The 15479-nt window shown below is 60.8% G+C and carries 16 protein-coding genes; 10 read left to right on the forward strand and 6 right to left on the reverse strand.

The annotated features are described in order from the left end of the window. Positions 1-42: 42 nt before the first annotated feature. The 4 genes from dapD to WAO69_RS01935 all read left to right on the forward strand — a co-directional run bounded on the left by dapD (position 43) and on the right by WAO69_RS01935 (position 2518). Positions 43-870, forward strand: a complete 828-nt coding sequence (gene dapD / locus WAO69_RS01920; protein ID WP_422176212.1) for a 2,3,4,5-tetrahydropyridine-2,6-dicarboxylate N-succinyltransferase — start codon at positions 43-45, stop codon at positions 868-870. A gap of 92 nt (positions 871-962) precedes the next feature. Next, the gene (locus tag WAO69_RS01925) at positions 963-1676 is read left to right on the forward strand and encodes a cytochrome c biogenesis CcdA family protein (RefSeq protein WP_422176183.1); all 714 of its coding nucleotides are present in this window, start codon (positions 963-965) and stop codon (positions 1674-1676) included. 16 nt (positions 1677-1692) lie between these two features. Continuing rightward, positions 1693-2121, forward strand: coding sequence for a thioredoxin family protein (locus WAO69_RS01930; protein WP_422176185.1), 429 nt, complete (start codon positions 1693-1695; stop codon positions 2119-2121). A gap of 43 nt (positions 2122-2164) precedes the next feature. Beyond that, positions 2165-2518: a hypothetical protein gene (locus tag WAO69_RS01935; RefSeq protein WP_422176187.1), complete on the forward strand. Its 354-nt coding sequence runs from the start codon at positions 2165-2167 to the stop codon at positions 2516-2518. On the opposite strand, the gene WAO69_RS01940 is transcribed toward WAO69_RS01935, so the two are convergent. Next, positions 2503-3201 (reverse strand): Hint domain-containing protein, encoded by a 699-nt coding sequence (locus tag WAO69_RS01940; RefSeq protein WP_422176214.1) that lies wholly within the window; start codon positions 3199-3201, stop codon positions 2503-2505. The genes WAO69_RS01935 and WAO69_RS01940 overlap by 16 nt on opposite strands. 123 nt (positions 3202-3324) lie before the next feature. Here WAO69_RS01940 and WAO69_RS01945 point away from each other — a divergent pair, with 123 nt between their 5' ends. The 6 genes from WAO69_RS01945 (at position 3325) to WAO69_RS01970 (ending at position 9730) form a co-directional block, all read left to right on the forward strand. Then, positions 3325-3612, forward strand: a complete 288-nt coding sequence (locus WAO69_RS01945) for a hypothetical protein (RefSeq protein WP_422176189.1) — start codon at positions 3325-3327, stop codon at positions 3610-3612. A 172-nt stretch (positions 3613-3784) separates the two neighbouring features. Beyond that, a complete protein-coding gene (gene dapE, locus WAO69_RS01950) occupies positions 3785-4930 on the forward strand; it encodes a succinyl-diaminopimelate desuccinylase (RefSeq protein ID WP_422176191.1) in 1146 nt (381 codons plus the stop codon). Continuing rightward, on the forward strand, positions 4927-5346 hold the full coding sequence (locus WAO69_RS01955) for a GNAT family N-acetyltransferase (RefSeq protein WP_422176193.1): 420 nt from the start codon (positions 4927-4929) through the stop codon (positions 5344-5346). The genes dapE and WAO69_RS01955 overlap by 4 nt, the downstream gene beginning before the upstream one ends. 20 nt (positions 5347-5366) lie before the next feature. Further along, complete coding sequence (locus tag WAO69_RS01960) at positions 5367-5948, forward strand: TIGR04282 family arsenosugar biosynthesis glycosyltransferase (protein ID WP_422176216.1); 582 nt, start codon at positions 5367-5369, stop codon at positions 5946-5948. A 68-nt stretch (positions 5949-6016) separates the two neighbouring features. Continuing rightward, on the forward strand, positions 6017-8269 hold the full coding sequence (gene rnr / locus WAO69_RS01965; protein WP_422176196.1) for a ribonuclease R: 2253 nt from the start codon (positions 6017-6019) through the stop codon (positions 8267-8269). A 138-nt stretch (positions 8270-8407) separates the two neighbouring features. Continuing rightward, positions 8408-9730 (forward strand): lytic murein transglycosylase, encoded by a 1323-nt coding sequence (locus WAO69_RS01970; RefSeq protein WP_422176218.1) that lies wholly within the window; start codon positions 8408-8410, stop codon positions 9728-9730. A 73-nt stretch (positions 9731-9803) separates the two neighbouring features. Here the strand turns inward: WAO69_RS01970 and WAO69_RS01975 are convergent, their stop codons facing one another. From WAO69_RS01975 to WAO69_RS01995, 5 genes are all read right to left on the reverse strand, one after another. Further along, a complete protein-coding gene (locus tag WAO69_RS01975; protein ID WP_422176198.1) occupies positions 9804-10982 on the reverse strand; it encodes an ABC transporter permease in 1179 nt (392 codons plus the stop codon). Positions 10983-10986: 4 nt separating this feature from the next. After that, positions 10987-12531, reverse strand: a complete 1545-nt coding sequence (locus WAO69_RS01980; RefSeq protein WP_422176200.1) for an ABC transporter permease — start codon at positions 12529-12531, stop codon at positions 10987-10989. Continuing rightward, positions 12528-12818, reverse strand: a complete 291-nt coding sequence (locus WAO69_RS01985) for a DUF1330 domain-containing protein (protein WP_422176202.1) — start codon at positions 12816-12818, stop codon at positions 12528-12530. The genes WAO69_RS01980 and WAO69_RS01985 overlap by 4 nt, the downstream gene beginning before the upstream one ends. Positions 12819-12907: 89 nt before the next feature. After that, complete coding sequence (locus WAO69_RS01990; protein WP_422176204.1) at positions 12908-14017, reverse strand: extracellular solute-binding protein; 1110 nt, start codon at positions 14015-14017, stop codon at positions 12908-12910. A gap of 113 nt (positions 14018-14130) precedes the next feature. Continuing rightward, on the reverse strand, positions 14131-15231 hold the full coding sequence (locus WAO69_RS01995) for an ABC transporter ATP-binding protein (protein ID WP_422176206.1): 1101 nt from the start codon (positions 15229-15231) through the stop codon (positions 14131-14133). Positions 15232-15479: the final 248 nt, after the last annotated feature.

Here is a 15479-nt window from a genome sequence, read left to right on the forward strand (position 1 = left end):
CGGTATAGGGGCCGGGATCAGATGACCAAGGGGAATGCGCAAGTGTCCAACGCTCAGCTTGAAGCCGCAATCGAAGCCGCCTGGGAGGCGCGCGATACCATTACGCCCGCGACCACGGGCGAGGCACGCGAAGCCATCGAAGACACGCTCAACGCGTTGGACGGAGGCAGCCTGCGGGTCGCTGAAAAGCAGGACGACGGCAACTGGCACGTGAACCAATGGGCCAAGAAGGCGGTCCTGCTTGGCTTCCGCATCAAGAATATGGAGCAGCACGAAGGCGGACCGCAGTCCGGCGGCTGGTGGGACAAGGTCGACAGCAAGTTCAAGGGCTGGGGCGACACCCAGTGGAAATCCGCCGGGTTCCGTGCCGTGCCGAACTGTGTGGTGCGTAAATCGGCGTTCATCGCACCCGGTGTGGTGCTGATGCCGTCTTTCGTGAACCTCGGTGCCTATGTCGACGAAGGCACGATGGTTGATACTTGGGCCACCGTTGGATCCTGCGCGCAGATCGGCAAGAACGTCCATCTGTCGGGCGGTGTCGGCATCGGCGGCGTTCTGGAGCCGATGCAGGCAGGCCCGACGATCATCGAGGACAATTGCTTTATCGGTGCCCGTTCGGAAGTGGTTGAAGGCTGCATCGTGCGCGAAGGCTCGGTTCTGGGCATGGGCGTGTTCATCGGCCAGTCCACCAAGATCGTGGACCGCGAGACCGGCGAAGTCATGTATGGCGAAGTGCCGCCCTATTCGGTGGTGGTCGCGGGGTCGATGCCCTCCAAGAACAACGTCAATCTCTATTGCGCCGTGATCGTGAAGCGCGTCGATGAGCGGACACGCTCGAAGACCGGCATCAACGAGCTTTTGCGCGACTGAAACTGCGCGCGTTACAGAGCGTAACGCGAACGTGACAAAACGGCAGAACATTGTTTGTTCTGCCGTTTTAAGTCGGCGGATATACGCGTTGCATGGAATTGCTGTTTGCATATATCGCCGGACTTCTGACGCTGATCAATCCTTGTGTCCTGCCCGTCCTTCCCATCGTTCTGGCAACCGCTCTGAACGCGGACCGGCGCGGTCCTCTGGCGCTGGCGGCGGGGATGAGCGTGTCTTTGGTCACTTTTGGCATGCTGGTCACGACCATCGGCCGTTCGATCGGATTGACCGAAGAGCGGTTGGCGGATGCCGGGGCCATGGCGATGCTGCTGTTCGGTGCGGTGCTTTTGATGCCCCGCCTGTCGGCCCGGTTCGAAACCGCCCTGGCCGGTGTGTCGGCCCGCGCCGACAACTCGCTTCATCACAGCAGCGCCAGCGGGCTGAACGGGCAGTTTCTGGGCGGGTTGCTGTTGGGCGCGGTCTGGTCGCCCTGCATTGGCCCGACGCTGGGCGGGGCCATTGCCCTGGCCAGTCAGGGCGAAAGCCTGTTCTGGGCCTTTCTGATCATGGTCGGGTTCGCCCTTGGAGTGTCGACCCTGATCATCGGGATCGGCATCGGCGGGCAGGAAGTCCTGCGCTCGCGCGCTCAGGCGCTGCGGGGTCTGGCGGTTCGCTCAAAAACCATACTCGGGGTGGTCTTCGTGGCCGTGGGCCTGATGATCCTGTTCAAGCTGCACCATGCCTTTGACCGCTGGGCGCTCCAAAACCTGCCGCACTGGCTGACTGATCTTTCCGTATCTTTCTGACAACAAGGAGACTGACATGAAACGACGCGCATTTGTTCTTTCGGCACTGGGTGCCTGCGTGGCCTTGCCCGGTATCGCCCTTGCGGGCGGTTTGAAAACCGTGGCATTTGACGACAGCGATCCGATTGCCACGGCCCTCGCAGAGGGAAAAACCGTCTTTGTGGATTTCACCACCGACTGGTGCTCGACCTGCGCGGCACAGGACCGGGCGATGGAAGCGCTGCGCAGCGCGAATCCGGAATATGACGCCAACATCGTCTTTGTGCGGGTGGATTATGACAAGTTCGGAAATGCTCCAGTCGCCACCAGCCGCAACATCCCGCGCCGTTCGACCCTGATCGTGCTGAAGGGCGAGCAGGAGCTTGGACGGATTGTCGCCGGCACCAGCAAGTCGGACATCAAGGCACTGATGGACACAGCCCTGAAGGCCGCAACGACCTCGTGAATCACTCTGTTCCCTGACTGGCGGCTGCGGTATAGCGCGATGCATGAGCGACAAACCACATAAAGTCAGCCGCCAGCAGGTCTATACTCTTCTGGTCGAAATCGGCCGTAAGGAGGGCGATGGCTTGCCCAAGAAGGCGACCGGCGCGGCCCTTGTGGTCTATGCCTCGGGCGTCGATGAGGGCGAGGCCGTCCGCGAGACAGTGGCTATTCTCAAGCAGGCAGATACCGCACCGTTGGATGTGACCGGGTACGGCACACTGGATGAGCGGCTTGAGCAGGGCCATGAGATCGATGAGGAAGAGCGGGCGCTCATGGCGCGTGCGCTCGAGGAAAACGCCGTCATCGTCGCGCAGATGACCCCATTTTTCGACGAGGACGATCAGGCCGCGCGGTAATCCGCAAGCACCTGCGCATCGTAAGGACGCAAAACCGGATAGAGCGATTTTCCGTGGTCCGGCAGGAAGGCATGATCCAGATCGCGCAGCTGGCTCTCGGCCAGAAGCCGCGGTTTGCGACGGATGCGCCCGATATAGAGGCTTTCTGCGGCTGTACCGGCCGCATCAAGCGCCTCGTGATCGGGCAACAAAACCTGAGAATAGCGGATCGTGCCCATCAGAGGGACGGGAGCGGCCGCCGATGCTCCGGCAAGATGGCAGGCAGGCACAAGAACCGCCTCCTGACCAAACAGGTATTCGACTTCCGAGCCACGGATCACGATGCGCTGATCCGGCGCAACGGTAATGTCCTGCTTGAGGCCGAAGAACGGAGCGCGCAGGCGGATCGGCCGATTGCGCCCCCGTGCAGGCACCTCACGGTCAATACGGTGCAGAACGGGTACGACGTCGCCTGCAGCGGTCATAACGGTGTCACCGCGTGTCAGGCTTCCGACAGGTCGGTACCCGCGCGGCGTGGCAACAGGCGTATCAGGTGTCAACGTCGGGGCGGGACCGATGCGTTCGATATGGGTTGCGGCGGCGAAAAAGACGACGTCATCCGAAAACTCGCGCTGACCATCGCCCAGACACAGGGCACGCAGATCACGCATCAGGATGGGTTGGGGTGCCGTCACCGGGAACATAGCGATCGTCGACGTGCCCAAGCGTTCAACGGCGATCAGCCCCCGGCGCGCCGGGGAATCCCAGCTATAGGTGATGCGCAGCAGATCGGTGCGCCCGGTCTCGGCATGGCTGATGGCGCAGTGATGAAGATCATCTCCGTTCGAGATCACCAACGTCAACCCGCCTCCGGGGATGGCCTGCAGGCTGATCTGCAAAGGCCCGGCGATGCTCTGGCTGAAGGTCAGAAGAGGTTGCGGGCGGCGTTGCGGAGACACGCCGGTTTCGATCACCAGACTGCCTTGCGCAACCAGAAGATGGGCAGGTATCGCTTCGAAATGCGCGTTCGGGCGCGCGCCATGTGGCCCAAGGCCCTGCGCGTCAAAACATGCGTCAGAATGATCTGCGATTGCGATCCAAGCCATGCCCGGTGATTTGCCTGTACTGCGTCTTGCCCGCGTTTCTCGCGGGTCGGTAGGCTGGAAACTACCATCAGGCGGCCATTGCGTGAATCGATTTGTCTTGAGAAGGGGTTGGCTTTGGTGCGAATTCGCCCCAACTGTGGCGGGAAACGCTCAATATGCCGCCAAACAAGGATGTTTTTGAATGCCTGACACAGATGCCGCCGCTTTGACCGCCGACCTGATCCGCTGCCCGTCGGTGACGCCAGAAGAAGGCGGGGCGCTGGTCGTGCTGGAACAGATGCTGACCGAGGCCGGGTTTGACTGCGCCAGGGCAGATCGGGGCGGCGTCGCCAATCTCTTTGCCCGCTGGGGAGAAAAAGGGCATCCGCGCAGCTTTGGGTTCAACGGACATACCGATGTGGTGCCGGTTGGCGATCGGGCGGCCTGGACCAAGGATCCCTTCGGAGCGCAGATCGTGGACGGTGTGATGTACGGGCGCGGGGCGACGGACATGAAATCGGGCGTGGCGGCCTTTGCCGCAGCGGCGGTGGATTTCGTGCGCGACACCCCCCCTGATGGTGCCGTCATACTGGCGATCACGGGCGATGAGGAAGGCGATGCGGTCGATGGCACGACGGCCTTGCTGGAACATATGGAGCGCACAGGCGAGGCCATGTCGGTGTGTCTGGTGGGCGAGCCGACCTGCCCCGACGAGATGGGCGAGATGATGAAGATCGGGCGGCGCGGGTCGATGACGGCCTATTTCACCGTGACCGGTGTTCAGGGCCATTCGGCCTATCCGCACCGCGCAAAGAATCCCATGCCTGCCATCGCGCGGCTGATGGACCGGCTTGCCTCGCACCGGCTTGATGAAGGGTCGGATCATTTCGATGCCTCGACGCTGGCCGTCGTGACGATTGATACCGGGAACCCGGCCAACAACGTCATCCCGGCGCAGACGCGCGCAACCGTGAACATCCGCTTTAACGATCATCATACAGGCGCGGGGATCTCTGACTGGCTGCGCGCCGAGGCAGATGCGGTGGCAGAAGCCTTTGATGTCCGCATCGACATGGACGTGAAGATTTCCGGAGAAAGCTTTCTGACACCCCCGGGTCCGCTTCCGGATCTTGTGGCCGCGGCGGTGAAGGCCGAAACCGGGCGCGATCCGGTGCTGTCGACCACCGGGGGCACCTCGGACGCGCGCTTTGTCAAGAACCACTGCCCGGTGGTGGAATTCGGGCTGGTTGGCAAGACAATGCACCAGGTGGACGAATGCGTTCCGGTCGAGCAGATCCACCAACTCAAGGCGATCTATGGGCGCATTCTTCGGGATTACTTTGCATGACCCAGGTGACCATCTCCGTGACCGATCAGCCCGAGCTTTGCTTCAAGCTGCGCGAGGCCGTTTTCATGGATGAGCAGGGCTTTCCCGAAGATCGCGACGCAGAGGATGCGGTTGCCCTGCATCTTCTGGCCAAGGCGGCAGACACCCCCGTTGGTGCAGCCCGCATCGTGTTCAACAAGGACACGGCCAAGATCGGGCGCGTCTGCGTTGTGCCCGAGGCGCGTGGTGCCGGGCTGGGTGCCGCCATCATCCGCGCTGCGATGGAGATTGCCCGGGATATGCCCGGCGTCAAAACGGCTGCGCTGAGCGCGCAGGTCAGCGTGATGGGCTTTTATGAGGGCCTGGGTTTTGTCGCGCTGGGCCCCGAGCATGACGATCTTGGCGTGCCACATCAGATGATGGTGCAGGATTTGTGACACAGCGCACGCTTGTCATCATGCTCAAGGAACCACGGCCCGGGCGTGTGAAAACGCGGCTTGGGCGCGAGATCGGCATGGTGGCGGCAGCGTGGTGGTTTCGCAGGGCAGCGCTGGCGCTGATCCGCAGGATGCGCGACCCGCGTTGGACCATCGTGCTGGCCGTGTCTCCGGATCGGGCCGGTTTGGAGAGCCGGCTCTGGCCCGGCGAACTGACCCGCGTTCCGCAAGGGGCGGGTGATCTTGGGGATCGGATGGGGCGGATGTTGCGTTCCATGCCGCCTGGGCCGGTTTGTGTGATCGGGGCGGATATTCCGGATGTGACCGCTGCGCGCGTAGCCGAGGCGTTTGCCGCCTTGGGTCAGGCGGATGCCGTGGTGGGTCCGGCCGAGGATGGCGGATACTGGCTGATCGGACTGAAACGGACGCGGGCGGTACCGCCGGGACTGTTTGCCGGCGTGCGTTGGAGTACGGCGCATGCCTTGAGCGATACATTGCAGACATTGCCCGGCTGGGATGTGGCACAGGTGGCGCGGCTACGGGATGTGGATCGCGCGGCTGATCTGATGGCCCCGACGCCTGCCCTTCCCGAAAGCAGCTGATGCGATCGCATTTCCCCCGATGATCGGTGTGGCGCAGCGGGCTATGCGGGTGTATGAGATCGGGTGACATGAGCCGTATTCCCACGAAGGCCGAGATCCTCGACTGGATCGCCGCCAACCCGACCCTCACCTCGAAACGCGACATATCCAAAGCTTTTGGGATCAAGGGTGCTGCCCGCATTGATCTCAAGCGCCTGCTCAAGGAGTTGGAAGCCGAGGGGCATCTGGCCAAGCGCAAGCGCAGTTACAGCGACCCGGATCGCCTGCCACCGGTCAGTGTCCTGCAGATCAAGGCTCCGGACGGGAATGGTGATCTGTTCGCGCGCCCGATGGAGTGGCATGGCGAAGGCGTCGAGCCAATCATTCTGATGGTGCTGCGCGCCAGCGATCCCACCCTCAAGGAAGGCGACCGCATCCTGGCGCGCATGACGGTCGTGCAAGAGGAAGACCACAATTACGAGGCGCGGCTGATCCGGCGCATCGGGACGTCTCCGCGCAAGATTCTGGGTGTGTTTCGCAAGACCGCAGAAGGCGGGCGTATCGTGCCTATCGACAAGGCCGGACAGAACGAATGGCTGGTTCCTGCCGCCAATACACTCAGCGCAAAAGACGGCGAACTGGTCGAGGGCGAACAGGCCGGACCAAAGGACCGCATGGGCCTGCCGCGTGCGCGCATTGTGGCAAGGCTGGGCGATCCGACCGGACCAAAGGCCGTGTCGCTGATCGCCATTCATCAGCATGGCATCCCCGATCAGTTTCCCGAGGCCGCGATTGCCGAAGCAGATGCCGCCAAGCCGCTGGGCGTGAAAGGGCGCGAAGATCTGCGCGATTTGCCATTGATCACCATCGACCCATCGGACGCGCGCGATCGTGACGATGCCTGTTTCGCGCAGGCCGATGATGATCCGAAGAACCCGGGCGGGCATGTGATCTGGGTCGCCATTGCCGATGTCGCCGCCTATGTGAAAACCGGTTCCGCGCTGGATGCCGAAGCGCGCAATCGCGGCAACTCGACCTATTTCCCCGACAGGGTTGTGCCGATGCTGCCGGATCGGTTGTCGGGTGATCTGTGTTCCTTGCACGAGGGCGTGCCACGCGCCTGTGTCGCCGTGCGGATGCGGATCAACGCGGATGGCGAAAAGATCGACCATCACTTTGTGCGCGGGTTGATGCGCTCGCCCCGGGCGCTGCACTATCAGGAGGTGCAGGCCGCGATGGACGGCGCGCCAAATGAGCGGACTTTGGACCTGTTAGAGCCTGTTTTGAAGCCGCTTTACGCAGCCCATCATGCGCTCAAGAAGGCCCGCGATGCGCGTCAGCCTCTGGATCTGGACCTGCCCGAGCGGCGGATCGAGATCGCTGAAGATGGCACTGTTTCCTCGGTGAATTTCCGCGAGAGGCTGGATGCGCACAGGCTGATCGAAGAGTTCATGATCCTTGCCAATGTCTCTGCCGCTGAAACGCTGACAAGCAAAAGATCGCCCTTGCTGTTCCGCGTGCATGAAGAACCCAGCCCCGAAAAGCTGGACGCGTTGCGCGAAACCGCCGGAGCGGCCGGCTATACGCTGGCCAAGGGGCAGGTCCTGCAGACACGGCATCTGAATGCGCTGCTGAATGCGGCCGCCGGGACGGACGAAGCCGAATTGATCAACATGTCTACCTTGCGATCAATGACGCAGGCCTATTACTCGCCACAGAACTTTGGGCATTTCGGGCTGGCTCTGAAGAATTATGCCCATTTCACCTCACCCATCCGACGCTATTCCGACCTGATCGTGCACCGCGCGCTGATCTCGGCCCATGGCTGGGGCAAGGATGGTTTGTCTCCGGACGAGATCGAGCGGCTGGAGCAGACGGCCCAGCATATTTCAGACACCGAGCGTCGCTCGATGATGGCCGAACGCGATACCACCGACCGCTATCTGGCGTCCTATCTCAGCGAACGCGTCGGGAATGAATTCACAGGCCGGATCAGCGGGATTGCCCGGTTCGGAGCTTTCGTCAAACTGGATGAAACCGGGGCCGACGGGCTGATCCCCATCCGGTCCCTGGGGCGTGAGTACTTCCATTTCGACCGGGACGCGGGGACGCTGATGGGATCAGATACCGGCTTGCTGATCGCCATTGGTCAGCGCGTGACCGTGCGCCTTGCCCAGGCGACACCCGTCACAGGCGGGCTGGAACTGGAACTTTTGTCGATCAATGACAAGGACCTGCCCCGCGCGCCCAGCCCGGCGGGCCGCACGGCGCGGCGCAAGTCGGCCAAGGCCCGGCACAAGTCCGCGAAGGTCAAACGCAAGGTCGAGCGCAAACGGCGGTAGGTCCAGGGCCAGCTTTCACTTTGAGATCGCATCGCCGGCAGAAGCTTGCCCGCCGCGAGATTGAGGGCTTTGTGCTGATCCGCCGCTGAGCTACACTTGGTACGAGCAGACAGATCAAGGCAGAGGAACATGCTGATCATGATACGTGGCGCACTTGTGTTCGCGTTGGGTTTCGGCGCATCCGCGTCCGGTGCGGTCGACAGGTCCATTCGACCGGAAATGCGCACGCCTGTGGAAAAGGCCGTGTTCGAAACCGCCATCGGCCTGTCCTCATCCATCCGCCCCATGTTACGACCGGTGACCCAAATCGTGGCCGACCCTAGCGAAGATACACCCGTGACACATCAACGTTTCCAGAACTGGATCGGGGCTTTCAAGACCCGGGCCATCGCGCAAGGCATCTCGCCGGGCGTTCTGGATGCCGCATTTGACGGGGTGCGCTATGACAGCGACGTCATCAAGCGCGATCGCAACCAGTCGGAATTCACCAAGACGATCTGGGAATATCTCGACAGCGCGGCCTCGGACACGCGGATCGCCAATGGCAAGACCGCGCTCGCCAGCCACCGCAGCACGCTGGAGGCCATAGAAGAGCGCTATGGCGTGGAAAAGGAAGTTGTCGTGGCGATCTGGGGGCTGGAAAGCGCCTATGGCTCGTATCGGGGACGCTCGGATGTGATCCGCTCGCTGGCGACTTTATCCTTTGACGGGCGGCGCGGCGCATTCTTTGAACAGCAGCTGATCGCGGCCCTGAAGATCCTGCAGAACGGAGACACGACGGCGCGCAACATGACCGGGAGCTGGGCCGGGGCGATGGGACATACCCAGTTCATCCCGACCTCCTATCTGGACTATGCGGTGGATTTCACCGGCGACGGGCGACGTGACATCTGGGCAGATGATCCCAGTGACGCGCTGGCCTCGACCGCGGCCTATCTCAAGCGCTTCGGATGGGAAAAAGGCCAGCCCTGGGGTGTCGAAGTCCGCATTCCCGAAGGGTTCGACTATCGGCAAGCCAAGCGCAGCATCACGAAAGACCCCAGCGCCTGGGCGCAACTGGGCGTGGTGGATATGAACGGCCGCGCGGTGCCGGATCATGGGCCTGCGGCAGTCCTTCTGCCCGCGGGTGGCGAGGGGGCTGCGTTTCTCATCTTCGACAATTTCGCCGTGATCGAGCGCTATAACACGGCGGATGCCTATGTGATCGGGGTCGGCCATCTGAGCGACCGGATCACCGGCAAGCCCGCGATCCAGGCGTCCTGGCCGCGCCAGGACCGCGCACTGACGCTGAAGGAGCGCAAGGAGCTTCAGACACGTCTGACGACCCGGGGCTTTGACACCAAGGGGATCGACGGGAAAATCGGTCCGCTCACCATCGAAGCGGTGCGCTCGTTCCAGATCGCGAACGGGCTGAAGCCCGATGGCTATGCCTCACTCTATATTCTCGAGAAACTGCGCTAGGCGCAGCTGCTTTTCGGTTCCGGGATGCTGACGGCCTGTTGCCTGAACTGACCAGGGGCCGGGGCAAAGCCCCTTAACCCGGTGACATTCCGCGTAGCCGCTCGGACCGTCTGCGCAACAGCTCGACGACTGTCAGAAGGATGATCGAGATCCCCACAAGGATCGTGGCCACCGCCAGAATCGTCGGTGAAATCTGTTCGCGCAGGCCCGTGAACATCTGCCATGGCAGCGTCTTTTGTCCGGCCGAGCCGACGAACAGCACCACCACCACCTCATCAAAGGAGGTGATGAAGGCGAACAGACCGCCCGAGATCACGCCCGGCAGGATCAAAGGCATCTGAACCCGGAAAAACGTGGTCACCGGGTCGGCTCCCATATTCGCCGCGGCGCGGGTCAATGACCGGTCAAACCCGACCAATGTGGCTGTAACCGTGATGATCACGAAGGGAATCCCCAAGGCGGCATGGGCAAGAACGACGCCAAGATAGGTGCCCTGCAGGCCGATGCGCGAATAGAAGAAATACATCCCCGCCGCCGAGATGATCAGCGGCACGATCATCGGCGAAATCAGGATCGCCATGATGGCACGGCGAAACGGAACATGCTCGGAGCTGAGGCCGATGGCGGCCAGCGTGCCGAAACTCACCGAAAGCAGGGTGGCGACCGGCGCGATCATCAGAGAGTTGCGCAAGGCCTGTTGCCAGTCGCTGCTGGTAAAGAAATCCTGATAATGCTTCAGCGAATAGCCCGCCGGATCAAAACGCAGCATTTCAGGCGTGAAGGTAAAGAAATCCTGCGCGTTGAAGCTGAGCGGCATGACCACAAGGATCGGCGTGATCAGGAAGGTCAGGATCGCTCCGACGATCACGCGGAAGGTAAAGTGCCACAAAACCTGACCGGGGGTCAGATAGGGCGGCAGTTTGCGACGGTATCGCCCTTCGAAAAGCCAGAATGTGAACCAGCCGAAAAACCAGCCAAACCCTGCGCCGATGATCGCACCGGGCAATGCTCCGATGAAAAACCCGGTCGTTGTGAGCAGAATGACGATCCCCCAGCGCGCAACGCGTTCGCTTTGCATGAGCTTCGTGGCAACCAAGGCGATGATCGCCAGCACGGCCGCGCCGACCAGCATGCCCGTCAGGGTGCTGCCTTGCGACGTTCCGACCAGAATGCCGGCAATGGCTCCGGCCAGTGCCACGCATGGCACATAAAACGAAACCGGGGTGCGCGAGATGGGTGTCAGGGCTGTCATGTCATCACCCTCCCAGCTTGACGTTGTCGATGCCAACGATCTTGTCATAGGCCCAATAGAGGACAAGCACCGCAGCCAGCAGGATCGACCCGAGTGCCGCCGCCAAGCCCCAGTTCAGAGAGCTGGAGATGTGATAGGCGATCTGGTTCGAGATGAACGTCCCGGTGCGCCCGCCCACGATCTCGGGGGTGATGTAATAGCCGATCGACAGAATGAAGACGAGGATGGAGCCCGCTCCGATTCCGGGTACGGATTGCGGGAAGTACACCCGCCAGAAGGCCGTCCAATTGGTGGCACCCAGAGATTTGGCCGCGCGCAGATAGGTCTGGGGAATGGTCTGCATGACCGAATACATCGGCAGGATCATGAACGGCAGCAGGATATGCGTCATCGCGATAATCGTGCCGATCTGGTTGTTGATCATCACCAATCGCGCGGCATCATCCACCAGCCCCAACCAGACCAGCGTATCGTTGATCACACCCTGTTGCTGCAGCATGACCTTCCAGGATGAGGTGCGCACCAGAAGCGATGTCCAGAATGGCAGCAACACCAGGATCATCAGAAGGTTCGCGGTCCGCATCGGCAGGTTGGCCAGCAACCACGCCACGGGATATCCCAGAAGGATGCAACTGAAGGTGATGACCAAGGACATGAACATCGTGCGCTGGAACAGCATCACATAGAACTGCTGGCTCTCGGGGCGGGCCTCGGGACCATCGGGACCTTTTTGCATGTCTATGGCATTCAGGAAGTATCCCGAGGTGTAATCGGGCGAATAGGTCTGGATCGTGCGCCAGACATCCGGATTCAACCAGTCTTCGTCGACATCGGCAAACTCTGCCTTCAGGCTCACGGTGTCATAGCCCGACACATCGACATCGCTCAAAATGGCATATGACGGCTGCGAGCCGTCGCGCAATTCGAAGTAAAGCGTGGAAAAGAGGAAGTCCTCGATATCCTCGGCGGCCGGATCGTCGCCTTCTTCGCGCAGATAGGCGGCCCATCGATCCCAGGTACGCGCGGTCAGCGGCAGGGCTCTGCGCACACTCTCCTCACTCATCATCTCGGCCCAGGCGGCCGGGGATTCAAGGCCGGGGGATTGGGCCAGGATCTGATCCGTGTAGCTGTCCGTGTCGAACCGACCAATCGCACGTCCGGATTTGCGGAAGGCAGAGGAAACACCAGTCTGTTCATAATTCAACCGGGTGCCCAACCGGGTATGCAGCTTGCGTTCAGCCGCCAGGAACATGTCGATATAGAGCTTTTCAAACACCGCCTCGGAGGGGGCATCGGCACTGTCGGGATCCCATTCGGCAAGCTCGATGACTGTTTCGGGAAGGGTTTCAGAGACAATCTGGTTTTCAACCGAACGGAACAGCATGTCGGCGATGGGCGCGATGAAAGTCACCAGCACGAACAGCAAAAGCGGCGCGATCAGCATCAGCGCACGGATCTTCTGCACGCGCAGGGCGCGGGCCAGGGACTTCTTGAGCGGGGTGCCATCAGCGGCCAGCATCGGCCCGCTTTGTGCCGGAGCGTCGGTCATTCCGTGCCCTCCACGACCACGATCGTGCCAGTTGAATTGGCCAATCGGATCTTCATGTTGTCTTGATAATCGGGGTCATTATAGGCGGCCTGCGCCGCCTCGTATGACGGGAATTCTATGACCACGTGGCGAGAGTGCGTGTCACCCTCAAGAACCTCGGACTGTCCGCCGCGGACAAGAAACTTCCCGCCGTGACGCGGAAATATCTCATTATTGCGCGTGCCATAGACCTGATAGGCCTCGGGGTCATGGATCGTGACATGTCCGATGATATAGCCCTTGGGCATTGCGGGTCTCCGGGGTCAGGTCCGGCAGGATCAATCCTACCTGTCTGCTGTGGTGGTGGGCAGGGACGAACCCCGCCCACCAGACGATCTTATTGGGCCAGCCAGGCTTGGAACTTCGCGTCGATATCGTCGCGATAGTCTGCCCAGAACTCATAGTTGTAGAGCAGCGTGTTGGCGGCGTTCTTTGGATCAGTCGGCATGTGCTGAGCCATTTCGATACCCAGATCAGCGTGCTTGCCAACCAGCGGTGCCGAAGACAGACGTGCCGGACCATAGGAGATGTACTTGGCCTGATCCGCCAGACGCTGGGTGTCGGTGGCGAACTTAACAAAGTCCAACGCACGCGCCAGACGCTCTTCGCTCAGACCGGTTGGAATGATCCAGCCGTCAAGATCGAACACCTGCATGTCCCAGAGCATCGCAACAGGTTGTTTCTGCTCTTCGATGACCGAGAACAGACGACCATTATAGGTCGAACCCATGACGATTTCGCCATCCGCGAGAAGCTGAGGCGTATCCGCACCGGCAGACCACCAGATCACGTCGTCCTTGATCGTGTCGAGCTTGGCCAGAGCGCGCTCTTGGCCTTCGGTCGTTTCCAGAACATCATAGATGTCTGCTTTGGCTACGCCGTCACAGTAAAGCGCCCACTCCATGTTGTTGATGGGGCGTTTTTCCAGAGCGCGTTTGCCGGGATAGGTTTCGGTGTCAAACACGGCACAGACGGTTGTGGGCGGTGTGTCACCGACCAGATCGGTGCGATAACCGAAGGTCGTCGAATACACGATCTGAGGGATATAGCATTCGCTGACCAGCAGGTCGCCAAAGTCTTCCGAGGCTGGCGTGCCATCGGGGGCAGCCGCAAGCATCTCGTCAACGTCGATTTCCATGGCAAGGCCTTCGTCGCACAGACGAATAGCATCGGCCGCAACAACGTCGACCACATCCCATGTGACGTTGCCGGCTTCGTTCATGGCGCGCAGTTTCGCCACGGCTTCTGCCGAGCTTTCGTCCCAAGTGGCTGTGACGCCTTCATTCATTGCCAGATAGGGTTGGACATAAGCGCGGTCCTGAGAGGACTGGTACGCACCGCCCCAGCTGACCAGAACCATGTCGCTGGACATGTGGGCACCAGCAAGTGCGACGCCAGCCGCAACCGTCAGAGCCGACGTGGCCATAAGGGTTTTGGTTAACTTCATTTAAACGTCTCCCGTTTGCCCGGAGTTGGGTCATGGGGCTCGGCCAACCGGGTTTTGGCACGGCCCCTTTGGTTCATCGCGTCCGGGCCACCGGGCGCGACAAGTCTATGCCGTTATGCGTCAAGCGCGCGGCAATCCTGAGGAAGCCAGCCGATTTCAATCTGTTCGCCCGGCTTCAAGCGTGTCTGATCAGGCGCGTTTCGGGTCTTAATGATGAACTCATCATTTCCGGCCACGCGCAGACGGGTGCGGAAAATATCACCCATGTAGATGAATTCCAGAACTTCCGCCTTGAGCGTATGCGCATCTGCGCTCAGACGATCCCTGTTGTACTCGACCCGCTCGGGGCGGATGGATACGCGGGTGCGCTCGCCGGGCGAGGAGACATTGATCGGCTTGCAATCAATCAGATCGCCCCCGTCCAGTTGAACAACGGCGCGGTCGCCGTTGATTTCCTTGACCACACCTTCCAGTGTGTTGTTTTCACCGATGAACTGCGCAACGAAGCTGTTTTCAGGCTCTTCATAGAGCTTGTCCGGTGGGGCCAGTTGCTGGATACGGCCATCGTCGAACACGGCGACACGATCGGACATCGTCAGCGCTTCGGTCTGGTCGTGGGTCACATAGACAACCGTGATCCCCAGGTTATGCGCCAGATGGGTGATCTCGAACTGCATCTTCTCGCGCAGCTGCTTGTCGAGCGCGCCAAGCGGTTCGTCCATCAGAACCAACTCGGGCTCAAACACCAGCGCACGCGCCAAAGCGATCCGCTGCTGCTGACCACCGGACAATTGCGAGGGACGCCGGCCACCAAAGGCTCCCATCTCGACCATCTCGAGCGCGCGCTTCACTTTCGCTTCGCGGTCGGATTTACCGATCTTGCGCACTTCAAGCGGGAAGGACAGGTTCTCCGCCACGGTCATGTGAGGAAACAGCGCGTAGTTCTGGAACACCATCCCGATGCCGCGCTTGTGCGGTGGGATGTTGTTGATCGATACACCGTCGAGGCGAATGTCACCGTGGGTTGCTGTTTCAAAACCGGCAAGCATCATCAGGCAGGTGGTCTTGCCCGAACCGGAAGGGCCGAGCATCGTCAAAAACTCGCCCTTGGGCATGGTCAGGTTGAGATCTTTGACGACGAGTGCCTCGCCATCATAGCTTTTCTGTACGCGTTCGAATTCGACGAACGCATCAGGCGAATTGTGTTCAGCCAAAAGCGGCTCCCCTAGGACTTCGGCAGATTATTTCTGCACTTTGCGGTTCCAATGTAATCATGAATGGGCGGGGTCATGCAACCAAGTCTCTGATTGAAACCGCCTCAGAAGGCCTGTTGCGAAACATTTACTCATAGGCGAACAGTTTTCTTGCATTCACGGTGTCATGCTGCTGAAGCTTGCGCAAAGCTTTAGGAACATGACCCAAGCCGCCAATTGATCTGCCGTTTTCGCACGCTGAGTATGAC

Origin of the sequence: Aestuariivita sp. (assembly GCF_049276915.1) — a bacterium.
Classification (GTDB): domain Bacteria; phylum Pseudomonadota; class Alphaproteobacteria; order Rhodobacterales; family Rhodobacteraceae; genus Aestuariivita.